Origin of the sequence: Novipirellula rosea (assembly GCF_039541335.1) — a bacterium.
In the GTDB taxonomy this organism is placed as follows: domain Bacteria; phylum Planctomycetota; class Planctomycetia; order Pirellulales; family Pirellulaceae; genus Novipirellula; species Novipirellula rosea.
This window is the reverse complement of record NZ_BAABGA010000120.1, coordinates 431,823-445,811: the sequence shown is the minus strand read 5'-3', so window position 1 is coordinate 445,811 and position 13,989 is coordinate 431,823. Positions and strand designations below refer to the sequence as shown.

At 55.5% G+C, this 13,989-nt stretch carries 8 protein-coding genes; 4 read left to right on the top strand and 4 right to left on the bottom strand.

Going from position 1 to position 13,989, the window contains the following annotated elements:
- Positions 1-31 precede the first annotated feature (31 nt).
- Positions 32-2,215: a cation:proton antiporter domain-containing protein gene (locus ABD971_RS33880; RefSeq protein WP_345328127.1), complete on the top strand. Its 2,184-nt coding sequence runs from the start codon at positions 32-34 to the stop codon at positions 2,213-2,215.
- A 148-nt stretch (positions 2,216-2,363) separates the two neighbouring features.
- Positions 2,364-3,872 (top strand): hypothetical protein, encoded by a 1,509-nt coding sequence (locus ABD971_RS33875; protein ID WP_339936430.1) that lies wholly within the window; start codon positions 2,364-2,366, stop codon positions 3,870-3,872.
- Between the two features lie 332 nt (positions 3,873-4,204).
- On the opposite strand, the gene ABD971_RS33870 is transcribed toward ABD971_RS33875, so the two are convergent.
- Entirely contained in the window at positions 4,205-4,630 is a 426-nt protein-coding gene (locus tag ABD971_RS33870; RefSeq protein WP_345328124.1) for an FHA domain-containing protein, read from the bottom strand.
- Positions 4,631-4,937: 307 nt separating this feature from the next.
- Between ABD971_RS33870 and ABD971_RS33865 the strand changes: the two genes are divergently transcribed.
- Positions 4,938-8,576, top strand: a complete 3,639-nt coding sequence (locus tag ABD971_RS33865) for an AsmA family protein (RefSeq protein WP_345328123.1) — start codon at positions 4,938-4,940, stop codon at positions 8,574-8,576.
- 125 nt (positions 8,577-8,701) lie between these two features.
- On the opposite strand, the gene ABD971_RS33860 is transcribed toward ABD971_RS33865, so the two are convergent.
- From ABD971_RS33860 to ABD971_RS33850, 3 genes are all read right to left on the bottom strand, one after another.
- The gene (locus ABD971_RS33860) at positions 8,702-9,628 is read right to left on the bottom strand and encodes an ABC transporter ATP-binding protein (RefSeq protein WP_339936424.1); all 927 of its coding nucleotides are present in this window, start codon (positions 9,626-9,628) and stop codon (positions 8,702-8,704) included.
- A 72-nt stretch (positions 9,629-9,700) separates the two neighbouring features.
- Positions 9,701-12,154 carry a hypothetical protein gene (locus tag ABD971_RS33855; protein WP_345328120.1) on the bottom strand — a complete coding sequence of 818 codons (2,454 nt, stop codon included), beginning with the start codon at positions 12,152-12,154 and terminating at the stop codon, positions 9,701-9,703.
- A 49-nt stretch (positions 12,155-12,203) separates the two neighbouring features.
- Positions 12,204-12,530 carry a DUF6793 family protein gene (locus ABD971_RS33850; protein ID WP_339936419.1) on the bottom strand — a complete coding sequence of 109 codons (327 nt, stop codon included), beginning with the start codon at positions 12,528-12,530 and terminating at the stop codon, positions 12,204-12,206.
- 288 nt (positions 12,531-12,818) lie between these two features.
- Between ABD971_RS33850 and ABD971_RS33845 the strand changes: the two genes are divergently transcribed.
- A complete protein-coding gene (locus ABD971_RS33845; protein ID WP_345328116.1) occupies positions 12,819-13,988 on the top strand; it encodes a cysteine desulfurase family protein in 1,170 nt (389 codons plus the stop codon).
- Position 13,989: the final 1 nt, after the last annotated feature.

Here is a 13,989-nt window from a genome sequence, read left to right as displayed (position 1 = left end):
GATTAGCGTTTAACGGATCAGGCCTCACAACATGCATTCTAACGAAATCCTCACAACGTTCACGGTCGCTGCCGCCTTGGGCGTTTGTCTGTTCACGGTGGCTAGCTTCTTACAAGTTTCAGCAATCGTCGTGCTACTCATCGGCGGCGTGATTGCAGGGCCTCAGGTCCTTGGAATCGTGAACCCATCGGACCTCGGAAGTGGGCTGAGCACGATCATCTCTTTGGCGGTTGCAATCATCCTTTTTGAAGGCGGGCTGACTCTTGATCTGAAAGGCTACCGGTCAGCGAGCAAAGAGATTTGTAGAGTTCTCACGATCGGGGTTCTTGTCACCTGGATCGGAAGCACGCTACTTATTTGGACGCTGTTCCGATTTGATCCCGCGTTCTGTTTCCTTGCTGCGAGCCTCGTCATCGTGACGGGGCCGACCGTGATCGGACCGCTGTTGCACCGCATTCGTGTGCGTGAACGTCTTCACCACATCTTGCACTGGGAAGGCGTGCTGATTGATCCCATTGGAGTCTTCATCGCTCTACTGTGCTACGAATTCTATGTTAGCACGGACGGTAGTCATCAAGTTGTCGTCACCGAATTCCTGATGAGATTCTTCGCCGGCGCCATGTTCGGAATGGCGTTCGGCTTTCTGCTTGATCTGGTGATGCGACGTGGCTGGATTCGAGAAGATCACACGAATATCTTCGTGCTTTCGATGGCCATGTTAAATTTCGGTTTGGCCGATCTTGTGATCTCTGAAAGTGGCCTGTTGAGCGTGACGGTCGCCGGTCTCGTTCTCGGTAGTCGAAAAACGCCGCAATTGCGCAGTATCGTTTCCTATAAAGTGGAACTCAAAGACTTTCTAATCGGGCTGCTCTTCATCCTCCTGGCAGCAAACCTCGATCTCGCCGCATTCCTGGATTATGGATGGAAGATCGCCGCAGTGGTGTTGGGAATCATGCTGTTAGTGCGTCCGTTGAACATCTTCTTTTCCATGTACGGCAGCACGCTCGGTATCAAGGACAAGCTGTTTCTTAGCTGGATCGCTCCGCGAGGCATCGTCGCCGCGTCAATGGCCTCGTTATTCACCCTCCAGCTAAAGCAGCTCGGTGTGGAGGAAGCAACCTTTTTGGAAACGTTTACGTATTCGGTGATCGCGGGGACGGTACTCGCGCAAGGGATGACCGCCGGCATGGTCGGCGGTTTGCTCGGTGTTCTGCGACCAGTCGCTTCGGGCTGGATTATTGTTGGCGCAAACCCCGTTGGTCGTAAGGTCGCTTCCTTCTTGAAAGCCCAAGACATTCCAGTCGTTGTGATCGACACCAACGCAAGAGACGTTCGTGTTGCGATGCGAGAAGGGCACACCGCACTCAGCGAAGATGCAATGCTGATGGCCCCCGACGCTCATCCTCAACTTTACAGTTGCGGGAACCTTATTGCACTGACACCCAATCCCGACCTCAATCGAATGCTGTGTCGCCGTTGGTCCGAGATCGTTGAAGGTTCCGTATTCCGCTGGGAGCCATCTGGATACGAAACGGAGGAGAATGCACACTTGTTAGTCGGCGATAAAGTGTGGGATCAAATCCCGCTGAACCGCTGGATGCAATCTGGTAGTGAATCGGTACCGTTGGAAGTCGTTCACGCTGCCGACGGTACTCCGTCGCCTGCCAATGTGTTGATGACTGCCAACGGGCGCGGAGTGACTACCAAACGTCCCTCCGTCGTCGGCAATGGCGACCGTGCATGGCTGGTCTATCACGCGACATCGGAAGACACCCGCAGCACCATTCCTCTCTCGCCCAGCAACGTCATTCTCTCGGATCAGCACAAACTATTTGATTTGTACCGTGAGATGATTGTCCAATTACAAAACACGAATCCAGGAGTTCAGCCGGACGGCCTACTCGATGAAATGTGGAAGCGTGAGGAAGACTACACCAGTTTGCTCGGGCACGGAATTGCATTGCCACATGTCTGGACAGACGAGGTGGAACGAGCCGTGCTCATCGTTGGACGTCCTAAAACGGAAGTCATCTGCCCGCTAACAAATTCAACAATTGAGATCGTGTTCATGCTGATCAGTCCCTCCGGCAAGCCCGATGAGCATCTACGAAACCTAGCTCAGATCGCCAAGCTGGTTGGCACCGAAGCGAAGCGATCCAAACTTCGTCGAGCGACCTCTGCCGAAGAACTCTACGAAATCATCACATCCCTCTGAACGCCGCCCCCAACGATAACGGTTTCGTTCCAGCAACCAGTGTTTGCCTCAAAAATCTTGGCGACTTTCGCGACGTGATTATTTGTGGGTCACTTGCTGGCGAACTCGTTACAATCGACGGTAAGACTCGTTTACCGGAGAGAATCAAATGTCAGCGTTACAGCGGCGGACTTTCTTAGCTTCCACGGCGGCCGGTTTAGGACTCAGCGGCTTGCTGCAGTCTTTGGGGCCCCTCTCGGCTGCCGATGTCACGATCGACCGTGGCATCGCACGCTTTTCCAGTGACATCGAGCCACTGGTGAGGTTTTTAGAAGAAACGCCCCAGCAATCGATCATCGAAGCGACGGCGAGACGCGTCAAAGCGGGACTCAGCTATCGCGAACTGCTCGCCGCACTGTTGCTAGCGGGCGTGCGCAATGTCGAACCACGGCCCTCGGTGGGATTCAAATTCCATGCGGTGCTGGTCGTCAATTCGGCTCACTTGGCCAGTATTAGCGGCCCCGACGAGGACCGTTGGTTGCCGATCTTCTGGGCCATCGACAACTTTAAAAGCTCGCAAGCACGCGATGTGCGAGAAGGGAATTGGACGCTGCCGGCGGTCGACGAATCGGCATTGCCCGCAGCCAATCAAGCCGAAAAGGCGCTCCGCACGGCGCTGGACCGATGGGACGAATCGGCATCCGATGCCGCGATCACTTCGCTGGTTCGTCACTCGGGCGCCAATCGTGTCTTTGAAGTACTCAGCGGCTACGCCGCTCGTGACTTTCGCAGCATTGGACATAAAGTGATCTATCTGTCCAATGCCTTCCGAACGTTGCAAACAATTGGATGGGAGTATGCCGAACCGGTGATGCGAAGTCTTGTTTACGCGATGCTCAATCACAACGGCGAACCCAATCCGTCGTCGAGTGATTTGGAAGCCGATCGGCCTGGTCGGATCAACCGCGTCGCCGCGAAAAACATGTCCGCGTCGCTTGCCGGTGGAACAATCGATGATGTAGCGACGCGAGATCTGGTGCGGACGCTGCATGATTGTTCACCGATCGAAGCCAGCGAATTCGTTGCGGAACTGGTTGAGAAAAACATCGCTGTCCAGTCGATTTGGAACGGTTTATTTGCTGCGGCAGGCGAATTATTGATGCGGCAGCGAGGGATCGTTTCGCTGCACTCCGTCACCACCACCAACGCGATCCATCACGCCTTTACGGCGGCGGCAGACGAGCAGACACGCAAAGTGCTGCTGCTGCAAAACGCATCGTTTCTACCGATGTTTCGCGATGCTGCAGTCGGACGTGGTGCGTTGAACGAGACTCGCATCGATGAACTCGAATCAACGCAGCCCAACGATCATGCGCCTACGGTCGCCGACGTGTTCGAGACGATGGGCAAGAGCCGGAAAGAGGCATCACTTCAGATGTATCAACTGTTATCGTCCGGCGGCAATCCGCAAGATGTCGTCGATCATGCGAGACGTTTGGTGTTTTTGAAAGGCAACGATTCGCACGATTACAAGTTCAGCTCAGCCGCACTGGAGGACTACCGCGTTCTTTCGCCGCCGTGGCGAAACCGTTTCCTCGCCGCATCGACCTACCAATTGTGTAGCCCTGCCGAAGCGACTCGCCCCTTGGTCACGCGGATTCAAAGTGCGATCGGTTGACACGTCGGTTTTGAAGTTGCGCAATTGTATTTGCGGGCGAGTTGTAGGCCGGATCAAGGACGCAGGATCATTGGGTGAAATCCCGTTCGCCGTTTGGGACAACGCTGTGAAGCATTTCGTAGCGGAACTCGTCAAGAGTTTCGGGGGGACGCATATACCATGCAACGAAAGTCTTGACGACTTCCGCTACGCGAAATTAGCACAAACCCTATAAAGAGAAATGCTTCACAGCGTTCGCCAAAACGGCCAATTTACTGAAACACTCCTGCCTAACTGCTTAGTGGCCGAGGCGAGGCGATCGATTTTCATCTTTCGCTAATGCGACTGGGGGATCACCCCAGCACGCGGCGCCACCACGGCTTGGGATCCGGTGGAGCATCCAATTGGTACACCGGCAGCGGACGGGTGCGATCTACGTTACCTTCGCGTGGATAATGCTGTGACGCCGCGAGTTCATCTGGGGATGAAAATTGAATCTCTAATTCCAACGCACCAATTTGCACGACTTGGTTCGGCATCAAGACATGTTGCTGGATTCGGTTGTCATCAACGTAGATTCCGTTGGTCGACCCCAAGTCTTTGATCACCAAGCCCTCGTCGCCGTTGAGCGAAAATTGACAATGCTGGCGACTGATCGAGTGATGGTTGATGCACAGGTTAGAATCGGGATCGCGTCCCAACAACACTGGCGGTTTGAATGTCCAACTACGCCGATTGAGCCCAGGGACCTCGTTTTTAAGCACGAGCTTGTAAATCATGATTTGTACCGTCGACTTCGAAAGAAAAGAAAGCGTCAGGGTTTTCGTCGGTGCCGCAGTCGGCAGAATCAATTTGATTCAGCCGCTATCAAAGATCCGCCAAGAAAGACACCGGTTGGTTTCATTCTAGTATTTACGAGGCAGCTTTCGTACCAAACTCCGCCCACTTCCGCTGATTTGGTCAGCAAAAGTCGCTAAAAGTCGCCAAGAGTGGTACAAAAACTCATCTTGGGGTTTGGGGGTCGTTGCCGTTACACTGTGGTCCGGATCTTCTCTTCTTCGTTACATTGGCGGCAAGGATGTGCCTGTGACCACCGACGACTTTTTGCTCGATCAACTCGAGCGAACGCAGCAGGAACAAACGCATCGCCGTCGCGAAAATCGCAATCGACGGCGGCGATACTACCTGCTCGGCGGACTGCTGTTCGTTGGATTCTTGATGCTGGCCGCCCCCAGTCTGGTTAGCCATTCGCCGGTCGGCAGATCGATGGTCGCTCGCGCCGCTGCGGCTTACGGTTTTGATGCTACCGCCGACGGAATCCGTGTTGGCTGGGTGACGCCGCTACGGATCACCGGGTTGGCGATCGAGGGACGCGAAGCGGGCAGCAAATTCAGAGTCGAGCAACTCGACACGGAATTGACCGTGATGGACCTGATCGGGACCATGAAAAGTGATCTTGGTGCGATCCTGGTGCGTGGAGTCGACATCCAGTGTGATGTTCGCGATGGCCAAAGCAGTGTCGAAGAGGACCTGCGAATCCTGTTGGACCAACCGGCTACCGAGGGCCCCGCCACCACCGCCACGGTCGACATCAGCGACGTCACGTTGACGGTCAAAGACGCAACCAGCGGCGAGATTTGGCGATTATCCCAAGCGAGCACGAAGTTTGAACTTCGCGGCGAATCATTGCAGAGTCGATTTACCGGCGTCTTGGCCGAGCCCCGTGGCAGCCAGGGATCGCTGCAAGGAGCAGTTGAGTTCGATTTTGGTTCGCTCGACCACCCCAGTTCGACCTCGCCGTGGAATATCGATCTGACCTGTGATTCGCTGCCGTTATCCGTCGTCTCCTTGGTTCGCAGACGCATGAGTGCCTATGCGGATCAGATTCCAGCTCAATTGGTAGGCGATGCCACCGGCAATTTAAAAATCCGCGGCAGCCGTGATGGATCGGTCGACGCCGACGTGACTCAATTCCAAGTTCGCAATCTCGAGGCGGCAAACCTACAACAAGACACCCGCCGCTGGACCAACAAACTTGCGATGCTTGATGGCCGCTTGACGTTACAAAACGAACGTGTCATTGGCCAGGGATTGGTTGCGACGACCGACTTTGCCTCGCTGAAGCTCGATGGCGCGTTTTCGACCTCGATCACCCTCGTCGGTGCAAGCGACAATCCGGTGCGTTGGCTTGATGCACTCGAAGGAACCGCCAGTGCCGAAGTCGACCTGGCGGCACTCGATCATGCCTTGCCCGGCGTTTTGCCAATCCGAAATGATGCCGAACTGGTTTCGGGACGAGCTCTGGCCACAATCGAATCATTGCCGTCAAGTGACGCTCGCCGGCGACGTTTGAGTCTGCGCAGCGACGCACTGCGTGCGCGATCGCGAGGCCAAGCGGTGGTAATCGACCCGGTCGAGATGACTGCAATCGTTTCGAGTAACCAAGACCGCATCCAAGCCGAACAATTCAAATTAACCAGTTCCTTTGCGGCAGCTAGCGGACAAGGCAACTTACAAAGTGGGGCAACCGACATCGAAGTCGATTTTGGTCGCTTGGCCAACATGCTGCGTCCGATCATCGATTTATCCAGTTCATCGCTAGCCGGTTCCGCGCGTGGCAAGATCCACTGGAATGCCTCTGGTGGCGACCAGTGGCGTTTGACGGGCAATGCCGACGCCAAAGACCTGTTGATCGAACTGCCTGGCGGAAATCGGCTGCGTCACCCCGCATTGCGAATGAATGTCGACGCGGTGGGCCAATGGCAAGCGGGCCAGATTGAATCGCTGTCGGTGGCAAACGCCACGCTGTCGAGCAGCGGGCTGAATCTGCGAGCGGAACTTGTTCAAGGGATCCAACACCCCGATGCGAACACGCGGTTTCCGCTGCGTATCCAAGGCGACGGACGGCTCGAAGCGCTGGCCGATACGCTTGGTCCCTGGTTGCCAGCGGAACTGCACGATTTCGACGGTGGATTCACGATGAATGCGCGTGCCGATGTCTCGTCGTCAGGCGGCCGATTGACCGGCACGACGATCGAGTTGACGCAGCCCCACATGGCCTACGCCGACCGCTATTTCAGTCAACCTGAAATCAAACTGCATTTCAGTGGCGACTATGACTGGACGACGTCGTCGCTGGATTGCCGATCCTTGACGATTGTCGGAAACGCCATCTCCGCGGCCATCGAAGGTGAATGGAATGCCGAGCGAACCGATCTCGAAATCGCTTGGCAAGCCAAGCTAGAACGCATCCAAGGCAGTATGAAAACGCGAGTGGCAAACCGAGTCGTTCCTGCGATCAGCCAAGTTGGTTACCGTCCGGGCCAAACGGTCCAGACCGATGAATGGTTGGTGATGGGCGACTGTGACGGCCGCTTTATTGTGACCAGTCAAAAGGGTCGATATGCCGTCCAGACCGAGATGAATGGCAAAGGCGTCGCCGTCGTCCAACCCTCTCAGGCAAGTGCGGCTTCGCAATTGGTTGGCCCCGTTCGTAACGCGACGGGGGCTATCGCAGCGAATCCGAATACGACCGTCTTAGGTGGCCTGAATGCGGGCTCACGAGTGGTCTGGGCTGAACCGAATGTAAAAATCAACGGCACGATTCATGTCGACCCAACCAGTGGCGGCGTGGTGACCGATTCGCTGAAATTATCAAGCGATTGGTTCGCGACCAGTTTAACCGGCCACGCGGTTTGGAATGATTCGCTTGGGGACGTTTCGGTAAAAGGTCCTGCGAGAATCAAAATGACGGAGGTCGCCAAACGACTCAGCGAACTTGCCGGAATGCAAATTCAATTGCAAGGCGTCCAAGAGACTCCGATCGAGATCGCGCTCAAACGTCAATCCGACGAGCACATTGCGATGAGTGTGATGGCTAACCTTGGCTGGGAATCGGGCGAAGTCGCCGGGGTGCAGTTTGGTCAGGCCAATATTCCGGTACGGTTGACCGAGACGAGCGTTTTCGTGTCACCTGCCTCGATCCCGGTCGATCAAGGCCGATTGAATATTGCCGGCGATGTCCATTATCGGCCAGGGCCGCTGTGGATGCGAGTTGAACCAGGCCAGGTGGCGGAATCGATCCGACTGACCCCTGAAATGACCGATCGCTGGCTCAAGTATTTGGCGCCGCTGGCAGCCAATGCCACTCGCATCGATGGAACGCTAAGTGCTGACATCGACGAAGCCATCGTGGTTATTGATCGACCTGAGCAGAGCCGCGTGGTGGGACGGTTGAACATCGATTCGATCGACATGAACTCCGGTCCCATGGCAAACCAAATCATCGGTGGAATCAAACAACTTCGCTCGCTCGCATCAATCGGAACACCGCAAGCCGCTGTGAATCCCGAGACGACGCTGATTCGTGTGCCTGCACAAACCGTCGACTTTACAGTCGATCGCGGCGTTGTCAGCCACCAACGAATGTTCTTTGAAGTGGACCGCGCCCAAGTGGTCACCAGCGGAAATGTTTCGTTCGATGGCAACTTGAATTTGATCGCCCAGGTGCCGCTGGATGCCCGTTGGCTGGGCAGCAATCTGCAAGGCCTGGCCGGACAACCGGTCACGCTGCCGATCGAAGGAACGTTCTCGCGTCCTCGTCTGGATTCGTCGGGCGTGCGAAAAGTCGTGACCGAATTAGGGGTGCAGGCGGTCCAGGATTCAGCCGAGAATTACCTGCAGAAGCAACTCGGTCGCGGCATCGACAAGATCTTTGGCCGCTAAGTGATGCAGTGTCGTTGATCGCACCGCGGATTTGTTAATGTGGGATAGGCTTCCAGCCTGTCGAGGGTGCAATGACAGGCTGGAAGCCTATCCCACTTTTCGGTCGACGCCCAAGCGATCAACGATTATGTGACCAAGCCTTTGGTCACGGTCATAAAGACATCCTCGAGCGTGGGATCGCGATCGTTAAACGAACGCATTCGCACGCCCGCTTTGATCAGTTCATCGAGCAAACTCGCCAATCCCTCATCATCAGTTTCCAGCTCGGCAATCACCCGAGTCGGTTCTTGTTCGAGCGACCGCAGTGCCGCACTGCTTCGGAGGATCGACAACCCCGCTTCCAGCCCGGTTAAGAAGTCAATCTCGACAATTCGGTTGCGACGGATTTGCCGGTATACGCTCCCGATCGGACCACTCATCAACAATTGACCTCGTTCGATAATGCCAATCGACGTGCAGCAATCCGCCAGCTCCGTCAGGATATGACTGCTGATCAGAATCGTTTTGCCCATTTTGCGTAGCTCTTTCAGCAACGCTTTGACTTCGATTCGCGCACGTGGATCGAGCCCCGAGGCAGGTTCGTCCAAAATCAATACCGGAGGATCATGGACCAGTGTTTTGGCGAGGCACAAACGCTGCTTCATCCCTCGCGATAAACCGTTGACGAAGTCGTTGCGTTTGTGACCAAGGTCCAACAGCTCTAGCACGTTATCGATAATCTGCTTTCGCTCGGTACGGCCAATTCGGTATGCCACGGCAAAGAAGTCCAAGAACTCCCATACTCGCATGCCGTCATAGACGCCGAAGTTATCGGGCATGTAGCCGATGGATTGCCGCACGCCGACGGGGTCGGCCATCACATCGCAACCGGCCACCGATCCGCTACCACGACTTGCCCGCAACAGCGTCGCGAGAAAGCGAATCGTGGTGCTCTTTCCGGCACCGTTGGGACCAATGAAACCAAACGTTTCGCCCGCAGCAATATCTAAATCGATGCTCTCGACGGCAGTGAAATCGCCATAGTCTTTTCCGAATCCTTTGAGCGTGATCATCAAGTTTCCTGGGGCCGAGCGGTGGGCGTTGAATTTCAGTGTTGCAATGCTGGTAGAGATGAGCGAGCCGATTTACTTCTCCGATTCATCCTCATCCTCGCTCTCCACTTCCGATTCCAAAGGTTCGGTCAACGATTTACGAAAATCGACGACCAAATTGACATCCGATTGGGGTTCGGGCGACGGTGGAAAACGAAGGTTGGCGACCACAACCGTCTGCGAACTGCGTTGGTTTGCTTGGGGGGTGACGGTCATCCCGGGAATCGATTCTTCGATACGTCCAACCAAGCGTGACGAGTCCGCTGGGACCGATTTGTCCGCTAGAAACGCACTCATCACCCGAGAAACCTGAAGCGGCAGATCCGCAGACACTTTGACGGTGGCGTCGTCGCGAAAACGCAATTTGGTTTTCGAGCCAGCCGAACAGAGGCCCACCACGGCAAGTTGCGTTTGATCGTCGGCGGTTTTGGCAACCACAAAGGAATCGAGCAAGTCGTATTCGGTTCCGTTGACCAGCATTTCGCCGTCCAGATAGATGCCACCACCAAGGTCAACGATCTGCTCGGCGCGAACCATTTGAGTTTGGTTACTGCCTACGGCGACTCCTGACAACATCGGCCCCTCTTCGAAATCGGTGCGGAATCGAAGCGGTTCGTCGGCCGGGTTGGTCTTGGATTGAGGGATCGCATTTGCGACCGCGTCGACGGTGCTGAATTGCATGTCGTAGGTACTCGACAATGAATTGTAGATGGCGATGACGCGAGCAAGGTGTCCGCGTTCATACCCAGGCTGGGTCTCCAAAATCGCCAATTCCGTTTGGCTGCGTGCAAATCCAATATCAAGTTGCGCCGAGCGAGCGACCCAAATAGCGCCTGCGATGGCGATCAGCGGCACGGCCAACCAAGCGTATTCCAGTTTGCCAAACAAACGAAAAACAAGATAGTTCAGCGGTACTAACGCCAGCAGGTAAAACCCAAGCGAGCGGACCACCAACGAGGATGGCGGGATCACGATCCCCGATTCGTTCCGCAAAATAGCCTGAGTCAGATTGACCGCGTCGCTGGCGCTATTCCATCCGCCAATCCCCATCACCGGATCGACTCGGGTCCATTGATCGCGTGACAACATATTCTTGGCCGGTATTTTTCCCAATGGACTTACCTCCGCCGCGGCGGTGTCGTCGTCCGTTTTTTTCCCTGGGATGGCTGGATCGCCCGCCACGGGATCGCCCGCCACGGGGTTGGGCGTGCTTGGGGCGAGCAGCGCATCACGGGTGGCGATACGAAACGTGGTATTCATCGTGGGGTCGGCATCGTACCGCTGAAAATCAACGTACTGGTGTTTCAGCAAAACATCGGCATCAATCTCGACAAATTGGCGTCGCGGCCGCTGCAAAATCACGGCGTTAAAGAAGCTGTTGTAGGAATCCCAGTTCGAAATCCAATCGCTCATCAGATCGAATCGCGACTGCACGACGCGGCCGCGACCGATTCTGCGTTGCAGGATCAGGTTGCCGGTTCCCGTGACATCGTCCGCATCGGCAGCCAGGTTTCCATCGACCGCCACCCGAGCGGTCTCGCTCTGCAGCAGTGCCGATTGTGCTTCCGTCGATCGATCGGTTTTGACGGACCAAGTCTTCAGCAATTCGGTGGCCGATTCGGGAGCCAGTTCGATGTTGCCACGTGGCAGCAGCGGCAGCAGATCCACGAGCGGCGAGTCGGCGATGGCATCGGATCCATCGGCACCGTTGACGATCAATTGGCCGCCAAAATGGATCCAGTCCGCAATCGCAGTGGTTTGTCCCGGAGTCAGCGAATCGGCAGAGATATCGTCCCACAACACCACCGCGGTGCTGGTCCAATCAAGCATCGTTTCGGCAATTGGCAGCACTTCGTCGGTATCGGGGATGACGATTCGATAGTTCGCTGCCTTGCCCGCGAATTCAGCTTCCGAGCGATACGGACGCTGCCAATCGGCACCGATCAATTTCGCGAATCGTTCGGGACGATTCGTTAAAATGATAAAAAAGTATTCTTCCTGGGACAGGAACTGGAACACATCGGGCAGCGAGTCATACACCAACCCTCGACCGCCTGAATACAGTTGACTCGAGAGAAAGACATTTTTGGAATCGCCACTCGGCAGCGGAGCGAGGTTGCGATAATCAAACCGCCGTTGTTGCCCCTTGGGCAGCACGATGGGGCGGACGTTGACCAATGCATTGCGAGGCGTTTGCGAATCGGGGCTCGATGTTTTCCCTAATCTTGCCCAGCTTTCCAATTGTCCGCGTACATCCTCGCGGTTGCTCTTAAGTATTTCCGAGGCCGAGAACCAATGGCCTGGCTTGATCCCGCCCCCGATCGGTGCACTATCGGCGGGAAACGCTTGAGCGGGTGCGGACGTAAAGTCAGGCAGTGTCGCCTTTTTCTTTTCTTCTTCTTCGGCGCTGGGGGTTGAACGACATCCATCGCAGCCCACGATCAGCGTGCTACACAGAAGGGCCAACAAGAGTGGAAAACGCGGCATGAAAAAATCTGGCAGGCGAAAGAAAGGATTGCAACACGATCCGGCGGAACTACCAGCCCATGACCATATTGGATTCAATCGCCTTGCGTGCGTGTTCCAGATCGCTGCCGGTTTCCATTCGATACAAACGAATCGCATTCACCTTGTCACCCGATGATCGGCTCAAGCATTCGCGAGCCACCGCACACGGATTCAGGTCGGGGGTGGTGAGCCCGAGCACGCCTTTGCTGATCACCCACGTATCGCGAGGCCGCTTGGTCAAACGGGCGATTTCATCGTAGGGATAGGCGTCCGCCACCACGGCACGAGCCGCCTTTTCATCTTCGGCCCATGTGATGATGATATGAGAGTTGGTTTCAACCTCGAATAGCGGCATGGGTAAAGGTCCTTCGGAGAGAGGGTCAGCGTGTCAATCGGCAACGCGTCAATCAGCAAATCAACGAGCCAACGGATCAACAAGCCAAGGGATCGGGCGACAGAAAAATTATCCGCCAAGCATCGGTAGTGCATGATACCGACGACGCGAATCGCTGGAAAGTTTTTGGACGGTTGTTTTCGATGGTTTTATTGGTTTCCTTGGCATACCCCAGCCGGGTCTGCAAAACCAGCCAGCCCGTTACAATGGATTCAACCGCAGATACGCCCTTTTTTCCAAACGCAACCGATGATTTATCTTGACAATCACGCGACCACGAGCTGCGATCCGCGGGTCGTCGATGCGATGTTACCATGGTTGTCCGAGGATTTTGGGAATCCTAGCAGCGGATCGCATGAAATGGGACGCACCGCCGCAGCAGCCGTACAACAGTCAGCGGCCACAATCGCATCGATACTGAATGTTCCCTCCGAGTCGGTGATCTTCACCAGTGGTGCGACCGAGAGCAATAATTTGGCGATTCGCGGTGTTTGCCTGCATCCTCGCCAAAAAAAACGCCATCTCGTTTCGGTGACCTCCGAACACCATGCGGTGTTGGATGTCTGCGATGATCTGCAGCGGGATGGATTTCGTGTCACGCGAGTCCCGGTCATCCCGCACGGCCACGATTCGAGTGGAATCGTCGATTTGGACCAACTCGCCGAAGCAATCGATGACGACACCGCGCTCGTTTCGGTAATGTGGGCGAACAACGAAATCGGCTCGATCGCTCCGATGAAAACCATTGCCGATATTTGTCATTCCCGGGGTGTGTTGCTACACAGCGACGCGACGCAGGCGGTGGGGCGAATCCCGGTGGACATGCTCGATACGGACGTCGATCTGCTGAGTGCGGCCGCACACAAATTTTATGGCCCCAAGGGCAGCGGTTTACTGGTGGTCGGCAACGGTAACCGACGAGTACGCCTGAGGCCGCAAATCGTCGGTGGCGGACAACAGCAAGGACTGCGCAGCGGCACGCTGAATACCGCCGGGATTGTGGCGATGGCGACGGCACTAAAATTGGCAGTTGATGAAATGGAAAGCCATCAGGAGCGGATCGGGCAAATGCGAAATCAGTTGTTCCAACTGCTGTGCTCGGGAATCGATGGCATCCAACTCAATGGAATTCCACTCGCTTCGCAGCACCGATTAGCAGGCAATTTGAATCTGCAACTTGAATCGATCGAGGGCGAGGCGTGGATGGCGGCAACGCCGTCGGTCGCGTTCAGTAGCGGCTCGGCGTGTAGCAGCGTTGATGCGAAACCGAGCCATGTATTGACCGCCACTGGACTGAGCGAATCCGAGGCGAGACGAAGTGTGCGATTTGGGATCGGGCGGTTTAACACCGATCAACAGATCCATCAGGCGGCGGAGTGGTTGATCGAATCACACGCCAAATTGCGTCGATTGTCCTAGT

Excerpts from the sequence above, each read along its gene's own strand:
- ABD971_RS33855 (WP_345328120.1), bottom strand. The coding sequence starts at position 12,154 with ATGCCGCGTTTTCCACTCTTGTTGGCCCTTCTGTGTAGCACGCTGATC.
- ABD971_RS33860 (WP_339936424.1), bottom strand. The coding sequence starts at position 9,628 with ATGATCACGCTCAAAGGATTCGGAAAAGACTATGGCGATTTCACTGCC.
- ABD971_RS33870 (WP_345328124.1), bottom strand. The coding sequence starts at position 4,630 with ATGATTTACAAGCTCGTGCTTAAAAACGAGGTCCCTGGGCTCAATCGG.
- ABD971_RS33880 (WP_345328127.1), top strand. The coding sequence starts at position 32 with ATGCATTCTAACGAAATCCTCACAACGTTCACGGTCGCTGCCGCCTTG.
- ABD971_RS33850 (WP_339936419.1), bottom strand. The coding sequence starts at position 12,530 with ATGCCGCTATTCGAGGTTGAAACCAACTCTCATATCATCATCACATGG.
- ABD971_RS33845 (WP_345328116.1), top strand. The coding sequence starts at position 12,819 with ATGATTTATCTTGACAATCACGCGACCACGAGCTGCGATCCGCGGGTC.
- ABD971_RS33875 (WP_339936430.1), top strand. The coding sequence starts at position 2,364 with ATGTCAGCGTTACAGCGGCGGACTTTCTTAGCTTCCACGGCGGCCGGT.